This is a genomic window from Sessilibacter sp. MAH1 (assembly GCF_054658315.1).
On sequence record NZ_BAAGIC010000004.1, the window covers coordinates 184,983 to 211,865 of the forward strand.

Below are 26,883 nucleotides of genomic sequence, written 5' to 3' on the forward strand. Positions count from 1 at the left end.
GTCACGCATTAAATATTAAGAGGTTCACCATGACAGGTACATACTTAGACATTTCTGGCGTTTCTATCGAATTTCCAACGCCTAATGGTCCGTTTAAAGCATTAGACAATGTTCATTTAAAAATTAAACAAGGCGAATTTATTTCGTTAATAGGTCACTCCGGCTGCGGAAAATCTACCGTATTAAATATTGTTGCAGGCCTGTACAGAGCGACCCAAGGCGGCGTAATTTTGCAAGGCAAAGAAGTGGTTGAACCGGGTCCAGATCGGGCGGTTGTATTCCAAAACCATTCGCTATTTCCTTGGTTAACCTGCTACGAAAATGTTCGTCTTGCCGTCGATAAAGTCATGAAAGGCAAAAGCAGAGCAGAGCGTCATGAGTGGACCGAACATAATTTAAAATTAGTGCACATGGGCCATGCCATGCATAAACGCCCGGACGAAATTTCTGGTGGTATGAAACAGCGCATTGGTATCGCTCGCGCCTTGGCGATGCAACCAAAAGTTTTATTAATGGACGAGCCCTTCGGTGCACTGGATGCGCTAACCCGAGCACACATGCAAGACTCATTGATGGAAATTCAAAACGAATTAAACAACACCGTTATTATGATTACGCACGATGTTGATGAAGCCGTTTTGTTATCAGATCGTATCGTTATGATGACCAATGGTCCTGCGGCAACTGTAGGCGAGATATTAGAAGTAGATTTACCTCGTCCACGTGAGCGTTTAGTACTGGCAGATGATCCAACATACAACCATTACCGCGCCGAAGTCTTAAAATTCTTACACGAACGTCATTCTAAAAAAGACGTTCCGCAAACACCAAAAAAGATTGAGGCGGTTGCTCACAGCAACACACCATCGACACCCGCCAAAAAAAGTGTCGCCGCTTGAGCCGTATCAATAAGCGTAAATTAAATAAAGGAAACTCTGATTCACTCAGAGTTTCTGCGACACGAGGATGTGTCGCCAACTTCAAGAACGATGAGTATTTGAAATTGTATAAAAATTGAAAATAGCATTTTCAATTTCTGCCCTCTTATTAAATCAAAGATGAGTTAATAAGAGATTCTAAAAATTTATTATTTTACCTTTTGGAATTGTTTTACTTTTTGGACAAGATGTCACTTGCAAAGGGAGTTGCACCCTACCCACATAATAAAACTTAAAAAGTGGGTAAAAAATTCTTGCATTAAATACATATTATATTAATTGATTTTAACAGCCAGGGAACAATCCTTATAAAGCATTTCTGGACTTGAATCGTTAGGAGACAATCGAATGAAACATCTTAAACAATCTCTTATTACTCTGGCCGTTTGTGCGGCAACCACAAGTTCTTTCAGCGTCAATGCCGACGTATTAACTGAAATGCTTGAAGGTGCAAAACTCTACGGTGACTTTCGTTTACGTTACGAATCCGTAGATCAAGATAACGCCTTAGATGACGCAAGCGCTCTTACTCTTCGTTCACGTATTGGATTTAAAACCGCGGAAGTCAATCATTTCTCTGCTACCGCAGAAATTGAAGATAGCCGAGTTGTGTTAGGTGAAGATGATTTCTCGGTCCCTCAAACGGGCTTTAATACCGGTGAATTTTCTGTAGTGGCAGATCCAGAAGTTACCGAGCTAGACCAAGCCTTTGTGCAATACGGCACCGAAACTCTTACCGCAAAATTAGGTCGTCAAGTATTTGTATTAGACGGACAACGCTTCATTGGTGATGTTGGCTGGAGGCAAGATCGTCAAACATTTGATGCCTTAAGTGTTGCGTATAATCCAACCAAAGAAATTACCGTAACAGGTGCTTATTTAGATAAGCGTAATCGCATTTTTGCTGACGACGCCGACATCGATTCAAAAGATTTCATTGGTAACGTTAGTTTCAAAACCGCAATCGGTAAAGTTGTTGGTTACTCTTACCTACTTGAAAACGAAGAAAACGACACTGAGCTTGATACCTACGGTATTAGCTTAGACGGCAGCGCAGCAATTAATGAGAAGGCGAAATTTTTGTACCACGCGGAATTTGCCACCCAAGAAACCGATACCGATTTCGATGCTGATTATTTATTCTTAGAAGCCGGTGTTAAGGTTGCCAACATTACCGCCAAAATTGGTTACGAGCTTTTAGGTTCTGACGACGGCCAATACGGTTTTTCTACGCCGTTAGCTACCTTACATAAATTCAACGGTTGGGCAGATATTTTCTTAAATACTCCAGCAACCGGGCTAGAAGATACCTACCTAAGCTTAAGCGCCAAAGTAGGCCCAGGCAACGCAACCGTTGTCTATCATGAATTCGATACCGACGAAGACACAGCAGCAATTTCCGATTTGGGCAGCGAATTAGATTTACAATACGCGTTTAAATTCGGTAAAAAATATTCAGCGGGTATTAAAGCCGCGTTCTACAGCGCTGATGATGTAGCGGTTGATACCGATAAAGTTTGGGTTTGGGTTAGTAAAGCGTTCTAATCAATTATCCAACGTAATAAAAAAAGCCTCTTTTAAAGAGGCTTTTTTTAACTGGCAATTTTTAGCCATTTTCGACCAGAACTATTTGGCGAAAGCGGACGATGATCTTCACCATTATCTAATAGATATTTAAATATTGCGTCGGTAATGGTTTTACCACCGCCAGGAATACCTTGGGTTCCAAAAAGTCGATTGAACTCAAAGAAATAAGGCCTGTCACCAACCATCGCAATATCAAAACCTGCATGATTAATTCCCAGTGTTTTTGCCCATGTTAATACAAACTCAATGGCTTGATCGGGAATATTTTTATAGTCTACAGTACCACCACGAGATACATTGGTATGAAAACTTCTATCAGATTGGTGCCGCCAATAAGAAGCAACCACCTCCCCTCCAACCAAAACAATACGCAAATCCTTCTCAATCGGCAGCTGTTCCTGAACGTACAAACTGTCGGCTATAGACACATACTGCTTCCACTGTACATAGTCTTCAATCAACCAAACACCAACACCCTGAGAAGCCTTAGGCAATTTAGCCACAAACGGTGTTGATAACTCATTCCATATACGATCTGCCTGCTCAGGTGTATTCTTACAGATCCAAGTTTGAGGTGTATTTATCGGAAAAAGTAACTGAGCAACACGGCTCATCTCGATCTTATCGTGACCGATGCGATAGGTCGCAGGACTTGGAAAAATTTGACACTCACACCCGTAGAGTAATGAATTGAGCTGCCAATATTCAGGGAACAACACCCAATCCGCTGAACTTAAAAGCGAAAAAAAACGATCTGGATTGGCTTCATAAGCCTCTGGCTTAACGTAAGTTAAATCAACTTCTTTATTTGATTCTAAACCTAAGGTACGAAAAAGATTAAAAGAAACAACTTTCATATAGGTCTCATAGAAAATAAAGGTGGCGGATTTTGTACAAAAACAAAATTACACGCAACACCTTTAAATCAGAGAATCATCTATTGAAGGGTAAGTATTTTGAGCTGTAAATAATAGAGCTCTTTAGAACCTGCAAGCAATAAACCATCAATTTGTTATTAATGCATGAGGTGATTCTGCGTCAGCCCAGTCTAATACATTTACACACTGAACATCATTTAAATATTGAATTTTTAAAGGTTGCTTTTGTGCTAATGTAGTCAAAATAAGTGAGTACCAGCCGTTACAAACTTCGGGAGCAACACCTTTCCATGTTTCTCGGACACTGCAAATCTGCTTACCTTTACTACTTTCATAGATCTCTTGGGAAATTAAACTAACGCCACCATTAGCAGCCAAATGAACTCGGTCAGGTAAACCTGTGCAGACATCGGCGAAAGCCGTTGGAACCAAAATAATTAAAAATACAAATAAATACTTTTTCATAAAACTTTTAACACACAGAATTGAATTTAAACCATCAGCTTTTATGCAATGGCCACATAGGCCATACAGTGTAAATAAAAAACAATGAAAAACTATATATAAATTAGTTCTTAAATGTAAACTAAAGCATTAAGCAATGGTGTAAAAAAATAGATACCAACAAGATTGCTAACATTAAGAATTAATTTCAAAATAAAGATTTAAAAATCTCAAAATCAGTTGATCGTATATTCTAAAAACACTTTCAATTCAAAGACTCTTGCGAGTTCGCCCTCCAGCTTTGTCGAATTTTAGCCATAAATAGAGACTCATTAGGAACTTCTATTTGCTGTAGATGATTTTCTACAAAAAATTCAACTTGTTTACTTAAATCCGCATCATCTTCAAAGGTCACACGGTATTTAACAAATTTATCTTTTAGCTGACACAAATAAATCACCGTTTTAAAGTTACCACCATCGTTAATTGTGTAACTACCACTCAACGACGCCAGATTTAAAAGAGTTTCTCCGCTTTCGGTAGTGCGTTTTATAGGACGAATTTCCACTTCATTAAAACTGGCTTGCTCAACACCTTGTTCTTTTAGAAAAATATTAATCTCATGTTTTACAACATCCATTTCTCTAATCAGTACTTTGTCGGAATTGGATAAATCCCAATGTCTTACTGGGTAGACGAATACATCTACGTAATCAAACTCAAATTGCTCATGTACATAGCGATTTACAGCACCAAACAAAGGATTATGAAAGATTTTTTTCTGATTTAGTGAATATTCACCAGCAAACTCTGGCAGTTTTAAATCATCCACATAGTTGCTGGCCTTCAATTTTTTATTCACATTTTCAGGTGCGAAAACATTTTTCTCTTGAAAGTCTTTAATAATGTGCGAGGTGATACTTTTAGCAATATCGGCGGAATCGTTTTGATCCACAGTAAAAAGATTGCTGTTCGCCACAAAAGGAATATCTTGCTGGTATTGTTCAATAAGTTCGCCGTTCCAAACTAGAGCAGCATCAACCCGATAAGTTTCTTCACTGGTAAGAGGCGCAATTAATAATGTCGCCGCAGAAAGCGTATTTTGACCTATTGATTTACCGGAGGTTTGTGAATAATTTGCAACACTAATTAAGATATTAAAATCAACGTCAGATTTTGCGTAATAAACATCTTCAAAAAGATTTGTGTTTTTAAATTCTTCGTAAAAGTATTGCAAGTGCACGTTATTGGTCGCGCAAAAGTGCCATGCTGATTGCTTGTCATAGTTACTACAGAATTCCGACAGCTCATCGGACGGTGTTTGAAAATAGATAGAAACTGGGGGAAGTTTTTCGTCGGGTAGATCGTCGTACTCTGCAACGGTAAATTGATTTGTTGTTGCACAACCCGTTAACAGCGTAAACCCTAACGCCAGAACACTTCCCTTATAATTCATCATCTATTCCTTTTTGTACGGTAGTTATAATAGGAAACTCTGATTAACCTAGAGTTTCTCGCGACACAAGCAAGGATGTGTCACCAATTTCAAGAACAGTAAGTAATTGAAATTGGCAAGAAATTGTCAATCGCATAGTCAATTTCTGCCCTCTGATTGAATCATGGATGAGTTAATCAGAGGTTCCATTAATGTTTCTACTATCGAAAATATGGCAGTTCAAGAACTGCCAATTAAAAATCTTATATTATTACAAACACATACGCTAAAAATAATTTAGCTTCCCGGCATCCATTGTTTTACACCCAACGCATTCATTACTAACTCTACAGACAGTGCAGCCAATACCATGCCCATGATTCGCGTTAAAATATTAGCACCACCTAAACCTATGGCTTTGATGATTCGCGATGAGAACAATAATAGCAGTAAGGTAATGCCCAATACCGCAAGCATAATTAAGGCAGTTCCTATTTGGGCGGTAATTGGATAAACGTTGTTATCGGTTAATAAAATAACCGCCAATATGGCCCCCGGAGTTGCCGTGGCAGGAATGGCTAATGGAAAGACCGCCATGTCGTGCTCGCTATCGCGATTAGCGTTTTCTGAGCCTGATCCAAAAATCATCTGTAGGCCAAATAAGAAGAGAATAATGCCGCCGGCCAATTGGAAAGAAACTAAACGTATGCCCATGGCGCCGAGCACAATTTGACCAACAATAATGGCTCCCAATAAAACACTACCCGCATAAATGATGGCTTTAATCGCCGTGGCTTTACGTTTTTCAGGTGTTAAATGAGCGGTAAGTGCGGCGAACAATGCCATGGTGCCTAAAGGATCTATGGTTGCCCAAATAATCAGAAAGTCTTGAATCAGTTTATCTAGCATTTTAGCGGTACTGGCCTTAAGTATTTAGGAGTTAAGTTCTCTAAGACCAATAATGTAGAGTTTGGTTATGAGCCAAGGCAAGAAAATTCGAGAAATATTATGGCGACAGCTGAGAGGCGTTTTGTTGTTCAACAGACTTTTAATTTAGGGTTATTTTTTAGTAGTGGAAACGCTGGTTAACCTAGAGTTTCTCACGACACAAGCAAGGATGTGTCGCCAATTTCAAGAGCTGTACGTGATTGAAATTGGCAAGAAATTGTCAATCGCATGGTCAATTTCAGCTCTCTGATTAAATCATAGATGAGTTAATCAGAGGTTCCTATTAGAACCTTCAATTAAAATCGTAGGTTAATTGAAGATTCCGTAAAACGTGTGAGCTCAAAGATCAGTCGTTTTTGCAATAAAAACCTAAGGCCTCTACACCCGCAATTAATTCAGACATTGCTTGCTCAACCAACTCATTGTTGCCTTTAAATCCCAGCTCTATTTGCCGCTCACCGTCTTTCATCATAGGCAGGCTGAATAGTTTCAACGTTGGATAGTTAGCAACCAAGGTTTCCATTAAGGGCGTTACCACACTTTCATGGGCGCCGATGGCAAAAACAGATTTTTCGCAGTAATGCTGATCAACAAGATGATGGAGCTTGTGCGTTAATACCCAATCCATCATAGGCTCGGCCATTTTAGGAAATCCGGGCGTAAAAAAGTGGTTATTAACAGAAAACCCCGGAATTTTATTGACCGGATTGGGAATGACTTCTGAGCCAACGGGAAATTCGACCATTTGATAATGATGAGGCAAGAGTTCTCTGTCGTTTTCGCGAGCAAATTCGTTAAGCAATTCTAAACCTACAGGGTGTTGCTCAAGAGGAACATTTAAGGCTTCGGCGACAACAGCACGGGTTAAATCATCGGGTGTACTGCCAATTCCGCCGGTGCTAAATACGTAATCACCACTGGCAAAACTTTCTTTAAAGGTATGCAAAAGAAGATCTCGATCATCCGAGAGTATTTTCACCCAACTTAACACCAAGCCGCGCGGTTTTAGCAGCTCGATAAGATTGGGGAGATGCTTGTCGACTCTTCGACCCGACAAAACCTCATCACCAATAACAATTAATCCAATGCCCATATTTACTCCATCCGGTACAACAAAAACGGCTTGATCACAGTTTCAAACGAGCAGGTACGCAGATCTCATCTTACCGGATGAAAAGATAGGATTCTCTGATTAACCAAAACTGCACGAGCGACACGAGCATGTATCGCCAATCTCAAGAACGGTAAGTGATTGAAATTGAGAAGACATTGAAAGTTATGTATTCAATGTCTGCTCCTTGATCAAATCGTGTCGAAGTAATTAGAGGTACCAATCGTTAAATTTATTAACATTAACGGGGAAACACCACGGTTTTATCGTCATTGAGCAGAACCCTGTGTTGGGCATGCCAAGCTACCGCCCGATTCAATACCACGCGCTCTACATCTCTACCGATCTCAACCATTTCCTCCGCCGAGTTAGCGTGATTAACACGCTCCACGGCCTGCTCAATAATTGGGCCTTCATCCAGATCGGGTGTCACATAATGGGCCGTAGCACCAATGAGTTTAACACCGCGATTAAACGCTTGATGATAAGGACGTGCACCTTTAAAGCCGGGTAAAAATGAATGGTGAATGTTAATGGCTCGGCCTTTCAACTGTTGGCACAACGAATCTGACAAGATTTGCATGTAGCGAGCTAACACTAAAAAATCGGCATAGGTATCGTTCATTAATTGCAAGATAGCCTGCTCTTGATCGGATTTGGTATCTTTGGTGACCGGTAAATAGTGGTAAGGCACTTGGTACCACTCACACAGAGGTCGCATTACTTCGTGATTAGACACCACAGCGACCACATCGATAGGTAACACACCTCGTTTCCAAGAATTCAATAGGTGCTCTAAACAGTGCCCCCACTGGGACACAGCAATCACAACACGAGGCTTATAGCGGTAATCGTTCAGTTGCCAATCCATTTCGAAGCGTCGCGCTAAGGGCTCAAACGCTTGTCGCACTTGCGATAATGATTTTTCGCCTTGGCAAGAACTCAGCACGGTACGCATAAAAAACTTGTGGCTATTTGGGTCTTCAAATTGATTGGATTCATTGATGTTAAATCCTTGAAGCGCAAACATATTGGCTACTGCCGCAACAATACCGGGTTGATCTTTGCAGCTAAAGCGCAGAACAACTTCCTCAACAATATCGTTGTTAGGTTTGGTGATTTGGCTGGTCATGTGTGTATCCAGATACTCGTAAATCAAACTTTCCTTGTGAAGGAATGCAATCCTATCGATGCACAAAGATTGTTACCGTTGCCAACAATAAAAGCGGCCGGTGTATGCATCGAAAAAGTGCCGCAATATACCATAGAAGACTTGAATTTTGATGACAGAGGCAGAAACTGGCCGAATGTCTTGCATTGAGGTCTCAAAACTATACGGTCAACGCACGACCCACGTTAATAACCGTAAATTGTTCAATTATTCAGTGAATATTTGAACAATTCAGCACTTTTGTATTATTTAAAAAGCCTATAGTTGTATCCTAGGAAATGGAACAATTTGTGCCAAATAATCTATTGTCAAGGTTCTCGGTGTAAGTAAGTTGCAATAAAACGTCACTATAAATGACGTGTTGAGTTGACAGTGTGTCGACTTTTTTCGTCGTATTTAATGCTAAGGTTGCAACCGATAGCTGATGCTTTTTACACATGCTCCGATCTTGTGATCGAGTCGAGCTTTCTCGATTCAATATTGGCTAAAAATTTCTGATTAACGCGCGAGCCAGTAAAGATGAAACGATTGGAACCTCTGATTAACCTTTCCATGATGTGATCAGAGGACGGAAATTGCCCAGAAAACTGTCAATTTCTTTGTAATTTCAATCACTTACCGTTCTTGAAATTGGCGACACATCCTTGTGCCGCTGGAAATTCTAGGTTAATCAGAGTTTCCTATTTTGTGAAAACTGCAACGAACCGCTCGCTCATACGTTAAGTTTGTACGCCGTCGGTAGCGACACATGACAACGATTTCACAGGGGATGATTCACGGGTAATAACTATGCTTCATTTAATTTTGCCAACCAACATTGTTAAAAAGCTCAGTTCACACGGTTTAGGTGTGCTTACTTACGTCGCCCTGTGCAGTCCGGCTTTTGCCCAAACGGACCAATCCTTAGCGCTGGCTAATGACGCGTCGTCGCCTGCCCCTGCGGCACAAACACGGCTTATTCCACGCATCGAAAATGAGATTGCTCGAATCGAATCCGAACAAGGGCCATTCGGTGCATCGCTCAGTGAGCAGCTACAATCTCTGGCGACACGATATCAAGACCAAGGCCTGCACGAAGAAGCCTTGATTGCCCTAAATCGCGCCATTCATGTGCAAAGAATCAACGGCGGTTTATACGACCTTAGCCAAGCGCTTTTAATTGAACAGACCATTAGCAGCCATGTCGCGCTCGGTGATTGGAACGAGGCCAGTAATCGCCATGATCATTTATTGTGGTTGCATCAACGTAATTTTGCCGACGACGATCCACGTATGCTGCCGGTCTTTGAGAAACTGAGCGACTGGCACCTAAACGCCTACTCAGTGAACCGCAGTTCGGTAATTGGCCACCTTCTGAACGCCTACAACCTCTACAATAACTCGCTAGCTCTTATCCAAAGTAATTTTGGCCAAAACGACCTACGATTGGTCGACCCACTTAGAGGTTATGCTTTGGCCAACTATTACTTTGCCAATTTGCGCTTTGAACAAAACGATCCAGCCTATCGATCTCAATTCAATCAACCAACCAGTACTGCCGAATTCTCGACCCGAGACAACCGCCGCAGCGATCGTGAAATTGAACTGAAGCTACGCATTGACCAGTACATTCAGAGTTCGTATGTCCAAGGCAAAAAGGCGATGCTGAAAATTGTCGATATTTATAAACATAACGACAATGTCGATCCCAAAGAAATGTTCATCGCGCAGGTTCAATTGGGCGACTGGTACATGTTGTTCAATGCACCCAAAGCTGCTGCAAAAGAGTATGAAGAAGCCTTAGCGATGGTGGATGAAAAAAATGACGAAGAGCTTAGCAACTACGCAAAATCCGTATTTTCGCACCCAACGGCCCTACCCGATCAGCCTTTAATCGAAACAGAATCCTACGAGCTCAACGGCGAGTCTGAGTTTGTTATGGTGAAGTACGACGTAACCGATAACGGCAACACACGAAATATAGAAGTGTTAGACGCCCAGCCGGAAAACAATATCGGTCTGCGTATTAATGTGAAACGTAATTTACGCAATGCTATTTTCAGACCTAAATACGAGAATGGCAAAGCCGTTGATACCACCGGTATCGTGCACCGATTCGTAGTTCCCAACAGCTAAAAGCGCCGTAAGGTACTTTTACACATCTAGATTCGTGCTAAAACCTTGGTGAATAGCGCCAAGGTCGCAGCATGAAAACTTTTTTTTCAATATTCTGTCGATATCTTTCTGTAGCAAAGAATCATTGATAACAATGATGGTATAAGGCTTTTAAGGTAACGTTTTAAGAATCTTACGCGGCAAGATTTCACAAAAGCTAAATATCGGAGCACTTTCACGCGCCGTTAAGGTTGAGTAAATTTAAACTTGCTAGCATTTTTTGCTGACTTTGCACGGCTGCAACTTGGTGGCTTACCGCGAGAGTTGACACAAAAAACAACATTAGAACAAAAATCCTTCATGGCGAGCCTAGAAGATATATTGGAAACTCTGCTTAACCCAGAGTTTCCAGCGGCACAAGGATGGGTCGTCAATTTCAAGAACGGTAAGTGATTGAAGTTGTAAAGAAATTGGAAATCGCATTATCAATTTCTGTCTTCTGATTAAATCAGCGATAAGTTAATCAAAAGTTCCTAAACCATAGAAGACATTTATAGAAGCAATAAAGCACTACGAGGACGAAAAATGGCGAACAAACCCATCAAGCTTATGAGTCTTTCCGTGCTGACTGCAGTCATTCTTGCAGGCTGCGGCGGCCAAACCTCGTCCCAGTCGTCTGGTCAAAACCCTTCGCAACCCAGTGCCAGCTCATCCTCTAGTTCCTCTTCATCACCATCTAGTAGTAGCAGCTCCGGTGGCAATGCAACCGTCTCTCGACCCGGATCACCGTCCGGTACTAGCGATACCTCATCTCGAAGCTCATCGAGCACCTCATCAGGCAGTAGTTCGTCCACACCGTCTGGTTCTACCAGTTCAGGCTTACCCAGGGGTACAACCTACGGTGGCTCCGAGTCCGGCTCAGATGCGCAAGCAACAACAGGGTCAGACGGTGGTTTTGACAACGAAAATACCAGTGGAGAAGCATCGCTTCCCGGAGCTGCAAACCAACCTGCCAATCAAACCGCAGGTGCCGGTCAGTCTCAATCCGACGACATAGATTTCTCAGACGATGCCAATGCAGGTAGTGGTGGCCAAGAAAGCTTTGAAGAAGCACAAGCACCCAGCACCGCTGGCTCGGGAACGGGGACAGGTCGAAGCACCCAAGAAGAAATCGCCGCAAAAGAAGCCATTTTTAGAGATACCGTTGGCGACTATGACGGTTACATATTAAAAGAACGCGAATACATCGCGAATCGACGCAACGCCAGTGGCAGCGAAGAAGACTTAGAAGATTTCGACGGGCCTCTTTTTGATGAGGTCGAAGGATCGGGAGCTTCCGGTGGCAATGGTGAAAATGAAGGTCCCGGCAGTGCGTATGAATCCACTACCAGCACGGCAGGTGTTGGCAATCGGCCACCTGGCCCCGGTGATAATCGCGAAGGTGACTTTGAGCACACCGCAGCAAGCAATACACCACCGCCCGACATTCCCAGCGGTAACGACGATGACGTTGTCGCCAGACAAATTCGCGAGGCGGCTATGCGAGAAACCGACCCCAAATTGCGTGAAGCCCTGTGGGACGAATATCGGAAGTATAAAAATCAGCAAAAATAACAATTATTTTCTCTGCCCTCTGATTAAATCACGAATGAGTTAATCGGAGACTCCTAAAAAGATATCGGCGAAAACAAATACAGGCTTAAACCATGGCGATAACTCAATATTCGCAAACCATTGCTAACCTAAAGCGCACTTTTATTGTTCTGACGATGGTCACCGCTGCATTTGCAATTACCGGTTGTGCCAATAAGGTCGTCAAATCCACCGCGCAAACACCACTTGAGGTAGAAACTAGCAATATTCCTGAAAACGAATTGTTGGATGTAGGAATCGTTATTTTTGATCCGGGTCTTGAGGACGAAAGTAAGTCAGTTATTCCCGTTTCCTCAGAAGTTCGCAAGGCAGAGTCACAGTTTTTCCCTGTAAAACTCATGGACGCCATGCAACGCAGCGCCGCTTGGGGAGCCGTTCGTGTTGTTCCTAACGAAAATGCCGCGGTTGATGTGATGGTTACCGGGAAAATTATTTCCTCAGACGGTGAGCGCTTGATCTTAAATATTCGCGCCTTCGATTCTGTGGGCGATCAATGGTTTGAAAAAGAATACGAACAAAAAGCCAGCAAATACAGCTACGATCCCGCCGCAAGAATTCGTCGCGATCCGTTCTCCAGCGTTTATAACGAAATCGCCAACGATTTATTAGAATACAAACGCCAGCTGGCCAGCGATTACTTAAGAAAACTGCGCATTGTTACCGAACTAAAATTCGCCAAAGACTTTTCACCAGAGGCCTTTGACGATCATTTATACGTCGATAAAAAAGGCGAATATCAACTCAATCGCTTACCGGCCGAATCCGACCCAATGCTTGAGCGCATTCGCACCATTCGTGAACGCGATTATCTTTTTGTCGATACGCTTCAAGAATATTACGGCACCTTCGTTAACGAAATGGAAAAACCCTATCAAGAATGGCGCAGCCAAAGCTATTCCGAGGCCGCGGAAGTTAGACGTTTACGCACCCAGGCCATTGGCCAAACCGTGGCCGGTGTTGCATCGGTTGTGGGCGGCATACTCGCTGCTGGATCTTCGGATGCCTCTGCCAGAGCGGCGGGCTCGGTCGCCATTGTCGGCGGCGGTTATCTCATTAAAGAAGGTTTTGGCACCCGCTCGGACAGTAAATTACACCTTGAAGCACTCAGAGAATTGGGCGACTCACTAGGCGCCGAAGTAGAATCTCATTACATTGACTTAGAAGATCGCACCATAACGCTCTCGGGAACGGTAGAAAACCAATATGAGCAATGGCGCGAAATACTCCGAGATATTTACGATTTAGAAACCGGCGGCGTTCAATAATCGTCGATAGAGATTACTGTATTAAAAATGACTGATTCGAACAAAAACGACATTACCGACAACGAACAACCTACCGAAGTCACTCAAAAACCGTCACCCCCAATTGAGCCTGCACCTTGGGCTCAGGGACCCATCGCCCAAGTTTCGACAACACCTTGGTGGATGGAGCCCAAAGCCATTGTGCCATTTATTTTGCTGATTGTTTTGTTGGTTCTGGTTATTTTTTGGCTGCCGAGTTTAGTTACACCCAGCAAACCAGTAGCCAGTGACAACAGCGCGCCACCGGCCAACACCTCGCAATCGGCGGCTGCAAACGCCGCCGCTGGCGGCAATCTCGAATCACCGTGGAGTGAAGCTCAGCTCGCCAAACAACGCCGCGAAGCGCAAGATATTCTGGCAAAAATTCTTGATCACCAGCGTAAGCTCGAACAAGCACAGGTGACTTCTTGGGCTAACGAAGAATTCTCCAACGCTATGGCAACCGCAGCCAGCGGCGATGAACAATATCGCAATCGAGAGTTTGAACAGGCTAAAACGCTCTATAAACAAAGCTTAGAGGCCTTTACCGCACTGTCTGAAAAAAAGGATTCGGTCTTTCAAGAAACCTTAGCCGAAGGTATTGCCGCTTTAGAAAACAACGACCCTAAAATATCCGTCGAAAAACTCTCCCTAGCCACACAAATCGATCCCAGTAGCACCCAAGCCAAACAAGCGTTAGCGCGGGCCAATAATCTTGAAGAGGTGTTGGATTTAGTAAAAGTCTCGGATCAACTTCAAGAACAACGCCAATGGCAAGATGCGCTAAAAAAATTGAAAGAAGCACAGGCTTTAGATTCGCAATCAAAGTTAGTCGATGAAAAAATAAAAGCACTGACGGTAACCATTGTTGATCAACGGTTTGCAGAAACCATGTCTCGGGGTTATAACGCCCTCGACGACGGCGATTTTCGTGGCGCAAGAGAAGAATTCAAAGCGGCATTGGCCATAAAACCCAACGCCAGCGACGCACAAGCGGCAAAAACACAAGCTGAAAACCGTTTGCTACAAACCGCTCTCAGCCAGCAATTAACCATTGCTGAAACTCTGGCAGAACAAGAAAACTGGGAAGATTCCCTAGCGGCCTACGAAAACGCTTTAAAATACGACCCTAATTTGGTCAACGCGCGCATCGGTAAAATTAAAGCGTCTACCCGGCTTAAGTTGGATGAAAACCTCAATGCGCTCATCGCCGATCCGTTGCGAATTGCAGATCCTCAGGTTTTAACTCAGGCCCAAAAAACGCTGACCGACGCAAAAAACATTTCTGCGCCGGGGCCAAGACTCGCCCAACAAATTGCCAAGCTAGAAAACGCCATCGACAGTGCACAAACACCGGTAACGGTGAGTATTCAATCCAACAATCAAACCGAAGTTACGGTGTACCGCGTCGGTAAACTCGGTGTGTTTGAAGAGCACTCTCTACAGCTTAAACCGGGCCGTTACACCGTTGTGGGTTCTCGTGCGGGTTATCGCGATGTGCGCCAAGAATTCACCGTTACCGCCGATAAAAGTCCAATTTCTATTCGAATTCAATGTGAGGAGAAAATAGCGAGTCTTTAATGATACTTTTTAGGTGGTTTTTGCGGTAACTTTTGCCAGAGCCTTTGCTTCGCGATAGAACTCACAAGCTCAAAGAGCAAATATCAGTATCGTGTTACGACTGTCCATAACGATATTCAAAAAAAGACATTCGAAACAGTGACGTTAAGAAAAAGCGACGTTAAGAAAAAGTAACACGCAGAAAAACTGTTAAAGACTTATTTCGATCCAAATCGGCCTGAACAATCAGATCGTGAAATTAAAAACCTCATTAAGTTGTATATGGATAACAAACCGTCGATCAAACGCATTCAAGCAGCGCAATTTACTCCTACCGCTGCCGTCGAAACAAAATCAGGATTTGTTTTTAAACCAATCTACGGCGTAATCGCCGCGCTATTTTTAATCGTCCTAGTCTCTGGCTGGTATTTGATCAGCGCGCGATCATTAATCATTTATACCAATCCCATTGATGCCGAGGTAAACCTAGAAGGTGGTTTTCACCTAAAACTGGGCGACAGCTATTTATTGCTACCGGGACAGTATCAGGCCGTTATCACTCATCAAGATTACTTCACCTTATCGTCGGATATCACCGTAAGTAGCCAAGAGAACCAAACCATTGAGCTTAACCTAGCACCGCTGCCGGGTTCGCTAAAAATCAATTTGGCCGAAAATACCGAGATAGAAGTGTTCATCGATGGCGAAAAAGCCCAGGTTACAGAAAACCTAATCATCAAGGACATTTCGGCCGGTGAACACAGATACACCATAACCAGTGCGCGTTTTCAAAACTATTCAGACACAGTGATCATTGAAGGCAAGCGCATTCAGCAAAGTCTTGACGTTTCTTTGGTTCCCGCCTGGGCAGACGTCAGCGTTAACTCCTTACCCGAGGGTGCCGAAATCTATGCCGACGGCGAGCTGCTCGGTAAAACACCAGCCAGTGTAGAACTGCTTCAAGGCGATCGCGATATTGTTTTAAAACTCAGCGGTTACAAAGACAAAACCTACCCGCTTACCGTTAAAGCGCAAGAAGATCAAAAGGTAGGAACCCTAGTTTTAGAAAAAATCGATGGTCAAATCCAACTAACATCCTCTCCGCAAGGTGCGAGCGTTACGATCGATGGATTTTATGTAGGGCAAACACCGATAACCGCTCCAGTCACACCTAAAAACGGTATGCGTGTACGGTTTTTTAAAGATGGCTATCAATCGGTATCCAAGTCTGTGAGCGTTAAATCCGGGGATAAGATCAATTTAAGCGCTAACTTACCGGAGCTACTTGGCTTAGTCCGTATTTCTGCAAACCCATCCGATGCACTGCTTTACGTTGATGGCCGCTTAAGTGGTCGCGCCAGTCAGTCGTTAAAATTACCGGCTCGCCAAACGCGCATCACGATAAAAAAAGAAGGCTACGCCGATTACTCCACAGCGGTTATTCCACATCCAGAGCTTACGCAAAATGTTTCGGTACAGCTTAAAACATTAGAAGAGGCCAAGTGGGAAAACGTTAAACAAACCATTACCGCAGCCGATGGCCAAACGCTTAAATTATTCCGTCCAAACGATACCTTCACCATGGGTGCATCGCGGCGCGAACAAGGTCGCCGCTCTAACGAAACCCTGCGCACGGTTCAATTGACGCGCCCGTTTTACATGGCAACCACCGAGACCACCAACGCGCAATTTAAACAATTCCAAGCCACACATTCATCCAGCCATGTGTCTGGAAACAGTCTCGATAACGACCAATTACCGGTCGTAAACGTGAGTTGGGTAGAAGCGGCCAAGTTCTGTAACTGGCTGTCGCAACAAGAAAATCTGCCGCTGTTTTATAACTTTGAGAACGACGAATTTAAAGGTTTCAATTCGCAATCAAACGGTTATCGGTTACCAACCGAAGCAGAATGGGCTTGGGTTGCACGATTTAAAGATGGCGACATGCTTCGCTACTCTTGGGGAGACGCCCTGCCACCGCCGGATAAATCCGAGAATATTGCCGATCGTAGCGCGGCGTCTATTTTAGGTGTTATTCAAGCGGGTTACGATGACGGCTACATAGTGACCTCACCCGTGAAAAGTTTTGCGGCAAACCATAATGGCTTGTTTGATATAAACGGTAACGTCTCGGAATGGATCAGCGATTTTTATCTGATTAAAACCGGAATTTCCTCAGAGACCGAAGTCGATCCATTGGGTCCAGCCGAAGGTGATTTCCATGTAATTCGTGGTAGCAGTTGGTCAAGTGGTGGTATTTCCGATTTGAGATTGTCGTATCGCGAGTATGGCAACGACCGTAAAAATACCATCGGTTTCCGTATCGCACGTTTCTTGGATTAAGCACGTATGAAATCTATTTTCGGCTTTAATTTCCGTCTGAACTTGTTAAAAACTGCGCTCAACTGCGCAGCGTTTACGATCGTATTGTCGGTAAGTGCTTTAAGTTTTGCACAAACAAGCGACGATACTGAGTCAGATTTTGAATCATCCAACCAAGAACAAAACGACAAATCAGCTCAAGAACAAAACAACAAATCTTCGACGGCACAAAGTAACTCAGAACCCGCACCGGAATTTATTCCCAGCGAAGAGATATCGGAAGATTTATCCGTGTCTTTTCCAACCGATATTTAATCGAATTTAAGGAGATGTAATGAAGCGCAATGGCTCTTCAGAATTTTTGTACCAGCTCTTCGCGCTAATTACCGCGGCGATATTGGTTCACGCCGTGTACGTAACACTGGTACGCCCACAAGCCGATGCCATAGTTCGTCATCAAATGGAATTACAAGAAGCCGGAGAGAATGCACCCAGCGAACGATCCATTTTTGTGGTTTTAAAAGATTACGAACAGGAAGCCTGTTTTATTTTAATGCTCTGGGCTTTAGCGATCATGGGTTACAAAGCCCGAGATATTATGGCCGAACGCCGACTGTTATCGGCATCAATCCTGAACCTTCGCGAAGGCATAACCATTTTACCGGAAGACGCCCGCGATTTATCTCGCCCTATTCAATCACTGCCGGTGGCTCAGCAATTAATGCTCTTGCCAAGGGCTTTATTAAAAGCGCTGCAACGCTTTGATTCCTCCAAAAGCGTTACCGATGCAGCCAATGCGGTGCGCGAAACCTGCGAAACAGAGTCTGATCGTCTCGACAGCGAATTGGCGATGATTCGCTATATTGCATGGGCAATTCCGTCTATTGGATTTATCGGTACCGTGCGCGGTATTGGTGAAGCACTCGGCCAAGCGCACAAAGCCGTACAAGGTGACATTGCAGGCGTTACGGTAAGTTTGGGGGTTGCCTTTAACTCAACATTTATCGCCTTGGTGATCAGTATTATCGTGATGTTTTTTACCCACCAACTTCAGTTGATGCAAGAACGGCTGGTGCTTGATACCGAAAACTATTGCGATTCAAACCTGTTACGCTTTTTAACCGTTCGCAATTAATCAGCATTTATCAATCGTCCCTATCGCTCTGGAAACACCCGTGGCCAATACACAACGTATTTTTGTATTAGATTTAAACGATCATAATCTGTGCTTACAGAGCGAAGACTCGCAAGTCTTTGCGCCCGGCTACGCTATTTTTGATGATCACGAAATTACCACGGGTAAAGACGCCAAAAACCAATACCGTTTAAAACCCTTAAGTGCCAGCAATCAATTTTGGGATCAACTCAGCCTCGACCCAATTCGCAGCGCAACCGCGCGTGTTAAACACAACGCCGATCTGGTTTATCACCAACTAAAAACCTGGTTTGAAGAATTTTCGGTAAGCCACCTGATTATTTCGGCACCGGGTTCTTACAGCGAGCGCCAATTAGCACTGCTCTTGGGTATTTGCCAGAGTTTAAATGTTCAAGTCGATAGCATTGTCGATTCGGCCGTGTTACACACAACGCAACTCTACAATGGCCAATATGTGCACGTAGAGTTATTACTGCACCAAGCTGTTTTAACTCCCATAGACATTCACCAGCGCACCGTCTTAAAAAAACAAGCAACGCTTTTACCCGGCTGCGGCACCGCGCAAATCGACGACGCATGGGCGCGAGCCATTTCCGATGAGTTTATTCGTCAATTGCGCTACAACCCGTTGCACGATGCCAAAGCGGAGCAATCGGTTTACAACCAATTGGCCGAATGGCAGGTATCACTTGCCGCAGGCAATAACGAAATCAGAATCGGTGAGCAATCCATTAAACTCGCCAACAGCTTGTTTAGTGACGCCATCAAACCCTTATTGAATCGCGTCATTGATCGAATCAAACCACTAGCCGACACCCACAGCCAAATTGTGTTGAGTCCAAGTTGCTCGGCTTTAGTCGGAATGAATGAAATCTTGCCAGAAGCCATTTTATTATCTGAAAACACTACTAGACCTTTGGCCTTTGAGTATCTCGAACAACTGCAAGACGATCACGGCGAAACTGCGTTAATTCACCAATTAAGAGCCAATCCCGCGCGCTCGGTGACTTTTAACGATCTTAATTATTCTGGGAGCCATCAGTCCGAAACGACCGCATTATTAGAATTAACGCCCAGCCATCTGCTCGTTAATTCCCAAGCTTATCCCATTGGTAAAAGGCTGCTTCTGGATTCTCGGCTATTGCCACTCGATTCTCACAACAAAGCTCTCGATGCCTTTGTGGAATTATTCTCCGAGGCCGGTGTTGTCTATCTCAACATTTTGCACGAAGGCTTAACAATGAATGATCGGGAAGTTGATTTTAATTCTACCGTTAACGCCCTAAAAATCGGCGATAAGATCGCCAGCGCCTTAGCCAACGCCACACTCATTAAGGTTCATCATTAATGGCTCGTTCGCGCAGATTTACCACCTTCAGCCTATCGTTTCTCGACATTATGTCGTGCGGCTTTGGCGCGGTTGCGCTGATTTTTTTAATCATCAAACACGATGTAGATACCCAAACCGAAAATCAAAGCCCGCAGCAAAATGCTGAAGTGAATCTTTTAGAAGAGGAAATCCGCGAGGGAGAAGAAAACCTCGTTCGAGCTCGCAATACCATTTCCGACATTGATCAGCGTTTAGCCCAAGCTCAAGGTTTGGCAACGCGAATTAACGAGGATCTAACCCGCCTTCAAGGTGCCATTGAAGACCTAGACGCGGAAGATACTGACTCCGCCGTTGATGCTTTGAAGAAAAAAATTCAAGACTTAGAGAAAGAAAAACAACAGCTTGAAGCCGATGCCGATCAAAGCGCCAATAATTCTCGACGCTTTATAGGTGAAGGTAATCGACAATATTTGACCGGTTTAAATCTTGGCGGCAGGCGCGTGTTGATCATGCTCGATGCCTCGGCCAGTATGCTGGATGAATCCATTGTTAACGTCATTCGGCGCCGTAACATGGACGACTCGATAAAAAAACAATCGCCCAAATGGTTGCGAGGGCTCGCCATCGTCGAATGGCTGGTGGCGCAATTACCGCCAAATGCTCAATATCAAATTTACACATTCAATACCGATGCACAATCACCGCTGTTGGGCACAGAAACTCAGTGGTTAAATATCGATGACAAAGCGCAGCTTGAAAGAGCCATCGATAATTTACGCCAAACTATTCCTCAAAACGGCACCAGCTTGCATCGCGTATTTACCACGTTAAATTTGCTTAACCCAAGGCCCGATAACATCTTTTTAATTACCGATGGTCTGCCCACACAGGGTGCAAAACCGAGCCGTAAAACCACCATTACCGGCCCTGAGCGCTTAAAACTGGCCGACTCAGCCATTGCACTGCTACCGGCGGGCGTTCCCGTAAATACCATCTTATTACCCATGGAAGGCGATCCATTTGCTCCCGCGGTATTTTGGCAACTGGCGCAAATCAGCCAAGGTGCGTTTTTAACTCCATCCAAAGATTGGCCTTAAAGGTGACCTTATGTCGATGAAACGTAAACGCCGAGTCAGCGAAGAATCGAGCATGTCGTTTTTAGATGTGGTTTGCTGTGGCTTTGGCGCCATTGTTTTACTGCTGATGATTACCAAAACCGTAGAGCCATCGGTGCTGGAAGAAACCGAAATTCAGCTCGACGGTATTGTTGCCGACTTGCAGGAAAAACTCTTCTCGATCCGAGGCGAAACCCAAGTATTAAATCGCGAACTCAATGCCAAGCACGAACAGCTCGACGCCGAAAACAAACGCATTGCGATCTTGCGTGGTCAACTCGACAACTTAAATCGCCAGTACGCGGCTCTAAACCAATCAAGTAACGTCGATAACACAATTAAAGGCGAGCTGGAATTAGCTCTGCAGTCGCTCACCGAAGAAATGCAACGTTTGCTGGGTTCTAATTATCAGAGTAAAAACAACTTAGTCGGTGGAATTCCCGTCGATAGTGAGTACATTATCTTTATCATTGACACCTCTGGCAGTATGTTCAACTACGGCTGGAGTCGGATGATGACCGAAATGGTGAACATCTTAGACATATACCCTAATGTGAAAGGCATCCAAGTGATGAATGACATGGGTGACTACATGTTTGATAGCTTTCGCGGCAAATGGATTCCTGATACACCGGCTAGGCGAGATATCATTTTGCAGCGCCTAAGAAGTTGGAATCCTTTCAGTAACTCAAGTCCGGTTGAGGGTATCGAACGCGCTATTCGTACTTATTATGATCCCGACAAGAAAATCAGTTTGTATGTGCTGGGTGACGAATTTACCGGAAACTCTATTAAACAAGTGGTAGACACGGTTGATCGACTCAACCGCAAAGGTGCCGACGGCGAACGGCTGGTGCGAATTCATGCGGTGGGATTCCCTGTGCAGTTTACTCGCCCGAAAAACCAGCAAACTACGGGAATTCGATTCGCCGCACTCATGCGCGAACTGACTCGTAAAAATGGTGGCACTTTTGTAGGCTTAAACGATCACCGCAATTGAGTAAGAGTTTGCCCAGCGATGTGTTATAGGTAGCCAAAACACAAGGCACCTAAACCAACGGATTTCGTCGCCCAAAGACAACAGCTCTGACAATAAACATAAATTCTCAACTACGGCTCAATTTATGAAACGGCTGAATGGACACCTCCGAGGAACCTTAACCAAGGCCCTACTTCTCGCATCAGCTTTTTTACTCTCAGCGTGTGAAAGCGCGTTGATTGTTAAAAGTGATTTCCCAAAACCTGTGGTACAACCCATCGATATCACTATGGGTGTGGTGTACACCGATGAACTTACTAAATACACCTATTCGGAATCTGAAGAATCGCGCTCTAAATGGAAGATTGGCATTGGTGAGGCGCACCAACATTTATTCGAGCAGGTTTTTGAAAAAATGTTTACACATTCAGAGAGCCTAACGTCGTTGGATGAAAATAATCCCGATTACGACTTGGTTCTACTGCCTTCGATCAACGAGTTTCAGTACTCTTCTCCCAAAGAGACGCGCAGCAAAATCTACGAAGTTTGGATTCGCTACAACATGCAGGTCTATTCCGGCAACGGGGAACTGGTAGCAGATTGGATCATGAGTGCTTACGGCAAAACACCTTCGGCGTTCTTAAAATCCCGAGAAGAAGCCATGAACCAAGCTATTATTGTGGCCTTAAGAGATTTAGGCGCCAGTCTTACTACCGGTTTTGCACGTGTACCTGAAGTTAAATCTTGGCTGGCAAACAAAGAAGACATTCGCAGCAACGAATTGCCACCAAATTCGCCCGAACCCAAAACAGACACCTTAGAAAAAACCGGTATTTAATAATCGTACAGCAATAATTATTTACCGATCACTGCATAGAAAACCCTTCACAAGAGGTAAGCACATGAAAATTGTGTATTTAATACTGAGCTTAAGCATTGTGTTTTTTAGTGGTTGCACAACACTTACCATCGATGAACACCGAGCCAATGAACAGCAAATAAAGATCAACAAAGACGAATCCGTAGTTGTTCTGGGTAGAAGACATTCCAGTGAGTACGAAACCGAACCGAAGCTTATTGAATGCGTTGGCAATGTTCTGTCGAGGGGTTCCGATGGCTTAAACGTCGTTCCGGAAGATGAATTCTTAGATGCCATGTACCCATGGTTTGAGCCTCGAACCGCGCCACTAAAGGTTAAAGATCTGTCGCGTTTTCTTGATGATTCCGCCATAGAAGAAGTAATGAAACGTCTTAACGTGACCTATATTATCTGGATCGATGGTAAAACCGAGGTCACCGACTCCAGTGGCTCCATTGGTTGTACAATCAGCGTTGGTGCCGCAGGCTGCTTTGGTTTTGGCACCTGGGATAAAGAATCCGACTACGAAGCTATTGTTTGGGATTACCGCAATCGAAGACGAGAAGGCCAACTGTCTGCCGACGCCTCGGGAACCTCCTACGTGCCCGCGGTAGTCATTCCCATACCAATTATTGCGCAGGTCCGCAAAAGTGCCTGTAACGGCATGGGAGAGCAGTTAAAAGGCTTTTTTGCCGCCCAAGACTCAACGCCTTAATACATTAACCTCTTAGTAAACTATCTGCTCATAGGACTTTGCACCCACATGCGTAAGCCCAATCAAAAACAATTGCTTAAAAAACTGTCTCTGTCTGCTATCGCCTGCTTTTCCCTTTTACAAGGCTGTGCCATCAATCCTGCAACCGGCCGAGTAGATACGGTTACCATGTCATCGGCACGGGAAGTCTCCTTGGGCAAAGAACTCTACGAGGAAATGCTCAAAACCCTACCTGTCTACCAAGATGAAAAACTCAATGCCTACATCAACGAAGTTGGGCAAAAAGTAGCGGCAGCCGGAGATCGCACCAAAATCGAATACCATTTCACCGTGGTAGACAGCCCAGACATCAACGCCTTTGCCCTGCCCGGCGGCTACATTTTTATTAATCGCGGCTTGATTGCCTATCTACAAAATGAAGCGCAATTAGCCGCGGTATTAGGCCACGAAATCGCACACGTGACCGCAAGACACGCCGTTCGCCAAGAGGCCGCGAGAGCTGGGCGAAATGTCGGAGCCGTGTTTGCCGGCGTACTGACAGGCAGCTCAACCGTCGCCTCGGCGGCGGCTCAATGGAGCGATGCCGCCATCGCTGGATACGGCAGAAATATGGAGCTAGAGGCCGATGGTTTTGGCGCCGAATACATTCGCAATGCCGGTTATTCCGCTGAAGCCATGATTGACGTTATTGGCGTATTGAAAGATCACGAACGATTCACTAAGCAACAAGCCAAAGACGCCGGTAAACAAACCACGTCTTACCACGGTGTATTTGCAAGTCACCCACGTAACGACAAACGTTTACAAGAGGCAGTAAAAGCCACGGGTGACAATCAAAAATCCGGCGAGCTCTATGTAGAACGATTTGAAGAGGCCACCGACGGCCTAATCTGGGGAGAAAATTTCGATCGCGCCGAACAGGCAGCCAGTAAGGAAGAAGCCAACAAAGAAAACCGATACACACATTCTCGACTTGGCTTCACTATGTTGTTTCCAGAAAGCTGGGAAATCGACAATGGAAAAACCGAAATTATTGGCGAGGCCACCGACAAATCGGCAAGTCTGACTCTTGGTCTTTCAAGGCTCAAACCAGATACCAATTACGAAGAGTTTCTCAGAAGCAAATTTAATGTCACTCTGTTAAAACAATCAGAACCATTGAATCAGTTTGGAATGCTCGGACATACAGGAATCAAATCGGATAAGAGCGGGGCCGAACAACGCATTGCCGTATTAAACCGAGGCGGCGTTGCCTATGTTTTTGAAGGCAAGGTCAACTCTGCAAAAGAAGGTATTAACTATGACCAATTGTTTATGTCTTCTATTCGCAGCTTTCAACCAGTGGCAAGAACATCACCCAACACCGCAAAACTAAAGCACTCAAAAACCATTAAATACGTTATTGCCAACGAAAATACAACCTTCGCGAGATTGGCCAATCAATTAAAACTCGGAAAATACGGCGAAGAATATTTAAGACTTATTAACAGCTACTATCCCAGAGGCGAACCCATTCCGGGAGAGAAAATAAAGATTATTCAATAAAACGGTTATATCTAAAATGTAGATTAATTATAGGAACCTCTGATTAACTCATCCTTGATTTAATCAGCGGGCAGAAATTGACAATGTGATTTCCAATTTCTTCACAATTTCAATTACTTACAGTTCTTGAAGTTGGCGACACATCCTTGTGTCGCGAGAAACTCTAGGTTAATCAGAGTTTCCTATAGAATTTTCAATAGCACATGGATGTGCAGTCACTTTCAATAACGACAGCTTATTGAAGTTATAATAAAATAACAAAAGATATTCGGCTTGCTTAATAGACCTACTCAAATCATCAAATATGATGCAAAGCAGCCAACAATAAACTCGCAATAACGCTCCAGGTAACGTTCTCACCCAGCTGGCTTACCATCGACACAACAAGCCACCAATACAACGCACTCTTAAGCCATCACCTATACTCGGTCGAAGTTTGCGACTCACGCTATCAAAATCACCGACTTAAAGCCCGACAAGAAATCGACCAGTAACCAACACAGTTACAGCAATGCACGTCGATCATAATCAGTGTAGAACCGCGAATTAAACCTCCGAAGATTGATAAAATACTGCACAGACTTAAAACAACTTAAACGATTAATATACAAAAGAGACTCCGTCTAAAGACAACTCAAATACAACAAAAATCACGGCACTTTGTCTTTCACATTTCCGGACAAAAATAGTAGGAAATTAACACAGCGATAAGCCGTGAATTAAAGAAGTTGCAATTAATTCGGATGTCTCCGCCGCATCAAAGCCCTATCGCCAAGTTCAATAACGATAAGCGCCGCAACTATAAAGAAACTGCAAATCACCTTTTCAAGTTCTGACCGATAAATAAATCAAGAACGTATCAATCAGCGATATGTTAATTTAATTTCCAACAAATTCATGCGGCATTTAAGCACATCCGCAAATCCATTAAAGCCGTACGTATTAAATGATTATTTATTTCATTAAGCCTCAATAATTCCGACGGTTCTTCATAATTTTTACCGGGAAATTTATAAATCACTGTCATAATTGAATAAACATTTTAGTCTTAGAAATACCTGTTTTTTTCAATGACTTAATTGCAAGTTATAAAAAATTAAACCGACCGGTTAACTAGAAAAATATGAACCCTAACTCTGACTAAACTAATAATTAATTGAAACAAACAGCAGATAGATTTTTATTAATTACACTCGAAAAATAATCTAATTGTCTAAAAAAGAGAGCTTTTTGCTAACGTTAATCTAACTTTGCGAATGATATTTTGTGATTACCGCTTTCTATCAATATGAATAGTCGCTACAATTCCAGACGGAGAGGTTTTTGTTTATACAAAGCGTTGTTTCTGTACCAACAAGTCAGTTATATAGCACTTCAAGAATCAAATACTGTTATAACCTTCTCTTCGCATTTTATTGTTAGTAAAGTTTTATTTAGCTCTTAATAACCGCGCGAATCACGAAAAATTGTTGCTCTATTTAATCTCAATTAAAAATGGTGTAATTGCAAATGCAAAAGGACTTGAAGAACCTGCCAAAATCAAAAACAGTATTCCCCACACTGGTAAACTTCGCGGTCATGCATCAATGCGAAAACGCCAACACCTTTATATTTTCAAGCTCGCCATTTGTTACCGGTAATTATCGAAATACTGAAACTGATTTTTAAATGTATTAATTGCAAAAGATTAATTAGCTATCCATTTTTACTAGCCGAAAATAAACTTTAAGAAACACCAAAGGCGTTTGGATAACAACAAC

The 26,883-nt window shown here is 43.6% G+C and carries 21 protein-coding genes; 15 read left to right on the forward strand and 6 right to left on the reverse strand.

Annotation, left to right across the window (positions count from 1 at the left end; translation table 11 throughout):
- Window positions 1-29 precede the first annotated feature (29 nt).
- Window positions 30-899: an ABC transporter ATP-binding protein gene (locus ACYQ28_RS05795; RefSeq protein ID WP_460048729.1), complete on the forward strand. Its 870-nt coding sequence runs from the start codon at window positions 30-32 to the stop codon at window positions 897-899.
- 387 nt (window positions 900-1,286) lie between these two features.
- Window positions 1,287-2,483: an alginate export family protein gene (locus ACYQ28_RS05800; RefSeq protein ID WP_460048730.1), complete on the forward strand. Its 1,197-nt coding sequence runs from the start codon at window positions 1,287-1,289 to the stop codon at window positions 2,481-2,483.
- Window positions 2,484-2,530: 47 nt separating this feature from the next.
- Here the strand turns inward: ACYQ28_RS05800 and ACYQ28_RS05805 are convergent, their stop codons facing one another.
- The 6 genes from ACYQ28_RS05805 to purU form a co-directional block, all read right to left on the reverse strand.
- The gene (locus ACYQ28_RS05805; protein ID WP_460048731.1) at window positions 2,531-3,382 is read right to left on the reverse strand and encodes an ATP-grasp domain-containing protein; all 852 of its coding nucleotides are present in this window, start codon (window positions 3,380-3,382) and stop codon (window positions 2,531-2,533) included.
- A 147-nt stretch (window positions 3,383-3,529) separates the two neighbouring features.
- On the reverse strand, window positions 3,530-3,868 hold the full coding sequence (locus ACYQ28_RS05810) for a hypothetical protein (protein ID WP_460048733.1): 339 nt from the start codon (window positions 3,866-3,868) through the stop codon (window positions 3,530-3,532).
- 244 nt (window positions 3,869-4,112) lie between these two features.
- The gene (locus ACYQ28_RS05815; RefSeq protein WP_460048734.1) at window positions 4,113-5,303 is read right to left on the reverse strand and encodes a hypothetical protein; all 1,191 of its coding nucleotides are present in this window, start codon (window positions 5,301-5,303) and stop codon (window positions 4,113-4,115) included.
- Window positions 5,304-5,579: 276 nt separating this feature from the next.
- Complete coding sequence (locus ACYQ28_RS05820) at window positions 5,580-6,191, reverse strand: MarC family protein (protein ID WP_460048736.1); 612 nt, start codon at window positions 6,189-6,191, stop codon at window positions 5,580-5,582.
- Window positions 6,192-6,576: 385 nt separating this feature from the next.
- On the reverse strand, window positions 6,577-7,323 hold the full coding sequence (locus ACYQ28_RS05825; RefSeq protein WP_460048737.1) for a competence/damage-inducible protein A: 747 nt from the start codon (window positions 7,321-7,323) through the stop codon (window positions 6,577-6,579).
- Between the two features lie 259 nt (window positions 7,324-7,582).
- Window positions 7,583-8,473, reverse strand: coding sequence for a formyltetrahydrofolate deformylase (gene purU / locus ACYQ28_RS05830; RefSeq protein WP_460048739.1), 891 nt, complete (start codon window positions 8,471-8,473; stop codon window positions 7,583-7,585).
- 828 nt (window positions 8,474-9,301) lie between these two features.
- Here purU and ACYQ28_RS05835 point away from each other — a divergent pair.
- From ACYQ28_RS05835 to ACYQ28_RS05895, 13 genes are all read left to right on the forward strand, one after another.
- Window positions 9,302-10,627 (forward strand): hypothetical protein, encoded by a 1,326-nt coding sequence (locus ACYQ28_RS05835; protein WP_460048741.1) that lies wholly within the window; start codon window positions 9,302-9,304, stop codon window positions 10,625-10,627.
- A gap of 564 nt (window positions 10,628-11,191) precedes the next feature.
- Window positions 11,192-12,220 carry a hypothetical protein gene (locus ACYQ28_RS05840; protein ID WP_460048743.1) on the forward strand — a complete coding sequence of 343 codons (1,029 nt, stop codon included), beginning with the start codon at window positions 11,192-11,194 and terminating at the stop codon, window positions 12,218-12,220.
- A 92-nt stretch (window positions 12,221-12,312) separates the two neighbouring features.
- On the forward strand, window positions 12,313-13,524 hold the full coding sequence (locus ACYQ28_RS05845; protein WP_460048744.1) for a hypothetical protein: 1,212 nt from the start codon (window positions 12,313-12,315) through the stop codon (window positions 13,522-13,524).
- 27 nt (window positions 13,525-13,551) lie between these two features.
- Window positions 13,552-15,123 (forward strand): tetratricopeptide repeat protein, encoded by a 1,572-nt coding sequence (locus ACYQ28_RS05850; RefSeq protein WP_460048746.1) that lies wholly within the window; start codon window positions 13,552-13,554, stop codon window positions 15,121-15,123.
- A 261-nt stretch (window positions 15,124-15,384) separates the two neighbouring features.
- Complete coding sequence (locus ACYQ28_RS05855; protein WP_460048748.1) at window positions 15,385-17,445, forward strand: PEGA domain-containing protein; 2,061 nt, start codon at window positions 15,385-15,387, stop codon at window positions 17,443-17,445.
- A gap of 6 nt (window positions 17,446-17,451) precedes the next feature.
- Window positions 17,452-17,739, forward strand: a complete 288-nt coding sequence (locus ACYQ28_RS05860; protein WP_460048749.1) for a hypothetical protein — start codon at window positions 17,452-17,454, stop codon at window positions 17,737-17,739.
- 19 nt (window positions 17,740-17,758) lie between these two features.
- Window positions 17,759-18,559, forward strand: a complete 801-nt coding sequence (locus ACYQ28_RS05865) for a MotA/TolQ/ExbB proton channel family protein (RefSeq protein ID WP_460048751.1) — start codon at window positions 17,759-17,761, stop codon at window positions 18,557-18,559.
- A 40-nt stretch (window positions 18,560-18,599) separates the two neighbouring features.
- On the forward strand, window positions 18,600-19,928 hold the full coding sequence (locus ACYQ28_RS05870; protein WP_460048753.1) for a hypothetical protein: 1,329 nt from the start codon (window positions 18,600-18,602) through the stop codon (window positions 19,926-19,928).
- Window positions 19,928-21,007 (forward strand): vWA domain-containing protein, encoded by a 1,080-nt coding sequence (locus ACYQ28_RS05875; RefSeq protein ID WP_460048755.1) that lies wholly within the window; start codon window positions 19,928-19,930, stop codon window positions 21,005-21,007. Before ACYQ28_RS05870 ends, ACYQ28_RS05875 begins: the two co-directional genes overlap by 1 nt.
- A 10-nt stretch (window positions 21,008-21,017) precedes the next feature.
- Entirely contained in the window at window positions 21,018-22,025 is a 1,008-nt protein-coding gene (locus tag ACYQ28_RS05880) for a VWA domain-containing protein (protein ID WP_460048756.1), read from the forward strand.
- Window positions 22,026-22,149: 124 nt separating this feature from the next.
- Window positions 22,150-22,842, forward strand: coding sequence for a hypothetical protein (locus ACYQ28_RS05885; protein ID WP_460048758.1), 693 nt, complete (start codon window positions 22,150-22,152; stop codon window positions 22,840-22,842).
- Between the two features lie 64 nt (window positions 22,843-22,906).
- Complete coding sequence (locus ACYQ28_RS05890) at window positions 22,907-23,578, forward strand: hypothetical protein (protein WP_460048759.1); 672 nt, start codon at window positions 22,907-22,909, stop codon at window positions 23,576-23,578.
- 48 nt (window positions 23,579-23,626) lie between these two features.
- Complete coding sequence (locus ACYQ28_RS05895) at window positions 23,627-25,123, forward strand: M48 family metalloprotease (protein ID WP_460048761.1); 1,497 nt, start codon at window positions 23,627-23,629, stop codon at window positions 25,121-25,123.
- Window positions 25,124-26,883 lie beyond the last annotated feature (1,760 nt).

What these genes read in the sequence shown, in the direction of transcription:
- ACYQ28_RS05795 (WP_460048729.1), top strand. Translation starts at nt 30, where the DNA reads ATGACAGGTACATACTTAGACATTTCTGGCGTTTCTATCGAATTTCCA.
- ACYQ28_RS05800 (WP_460048730.1), top strand. Translation starts at nt 1,287, where the DNA reads ATGAAACATCTTAAACAATCTCTTATTACTCTGGCCGTTTGTGCGGCA.
- ACYQ28_RS05805 (WP_460048731.1), bottom strand. Translation starts at nt 3,382, where the DNA reads ATGAAAGTTGTTTCTTTTAATCTTTTTCGTACCTTAGGTTTAGAATCA.
- ACYQ28_RS05810 (WP_460048733.1), bottom strand. Translation starts at nt 3,868, where the DNA reads ATGAAAAAGTATTTATTTGTATTTTTAATTATTTTGGTTCCAACGGCT.
- ACYQ28_RS05815 (WP_460048734.1), bottom strand. Translation starts at nt 5,303, where the DNA reads ATGAATTATAAGGGAAGTGTTCTGGCGTTAGGGTTTACGCTGTTAACG.
- ACYQ28_RS05820 (WP_460048736.1), bottom strand. Translation starts at nt 6,191, where the DNA reads ATGCTAGATAAACTGATTCAAGACTTTCTGATTATTTGGGCAACCATA.
- ACYQ28_RS05825 (WP_460048737.1), bottom strand. Translation starts at nt 7,323, where the DNA reads ATGGGCATTGGATTAATTGTTATTGGTGATGAGGTTTTGTCGGGTCGA.
- purU (WP_460048739.1), bottom strand. Translation starts at nt 8,473, where the DNA reads ATGACCAGCCAAATCACCAAACCTAACAACGATATTGTTGAGGAAGTT.
- ACYQ28_RS05835 (WP_460048741.1), top strand. Translation starts at nt 9,302, where the DNA reads ATGCTTCATTTAATTTTGCCAACCAACATTGTTAAAAAGCTCAGTTCA.
- ACYQ28_RS05840 (WP_460048743.1), top strand. Translation starts at nt 11,192, where the DNA reads ATGGCGAACAAACCCATCAAGCTTATGAGTCTTTCCGTGCTGACTGCA.
- ACYQ28_RS05845 (WP_460048744.1), top strand. Translation starts at nt 12,313, where the DNA reads ATGGCGATAACTCAATATTCGCAAACCATTGCTAACCTAAAGCGCACT.
- ACYQ28_RS05850 (WP_460048746.1), top strand. Translation starts at nt 13,552, where the DNA reads ATGACTGATTCGAACAAAAACGACATTACCGACAACGAACAACCTACC.
- ACYQ28_RS05855 (WP_460048748.1), top strand. Translation starts at nt 15,385, where the DNA reads ATGGATAACAAACCGTCGATCAAACGCATTCAAGCAGCGCAATTTACT.
- ACYQ28_RS05860 (WP_460048749.1), top strand. Translation starts at nt 17,452, where the DNA reads ATGAAATCTATTTTCGGCTTTAATTTCCGTCTGAACTTGTTAAAAACT.
- ACYQ28_RS05865 (WP_460048751.1), top strand. Translation starts at nt 17,759, where the DNA reads ATGAAGCGCAATGGCTCTTCAGAATTTTTGTACCAGCTCTTCGCGCTA.
- ACYQ28_RS05875 (WP_460048755.1), top strand. Translation starts at nt 19,928, where the DNA reads ATGGCTCGTTCGCGCAGATTTACCACCTTCAGCCTATCGTTTCTCGAC.
- ACYQ28_RS05880 (WP_460048756.1), top strand. Translation starts at nt 21,018, where the DNA reads ATGTCGATGAAACGTAAACGCCGAGTCAGCGAAGAATCGAGCATGTCG.
- ACYQ28_RS05885 (WP_460048758.1), top strand. Translation starts at nt 22,150, where the DNA reads ATGAAACGGCTGAATGGACACCTCCGAGGAACCTTAACCAAGGCCCTA.
- ACYQ28_RS05890 (WP_460048759.1), top strand. Translation starts at nt 22,907, where the DNA reads ATGAAAATTGTGTATTTAATACTGAGCTTAAGCATTGTGTTTTTTAGT.
- ACYQ28_RS05895 (WP_460048761.1), top strand. Translation starts at nt 23,627, where the DNA reads ATGCGTAAGCCCAATCAAAAACAATTGCTTAAAAAACTGTCTCTGTCT.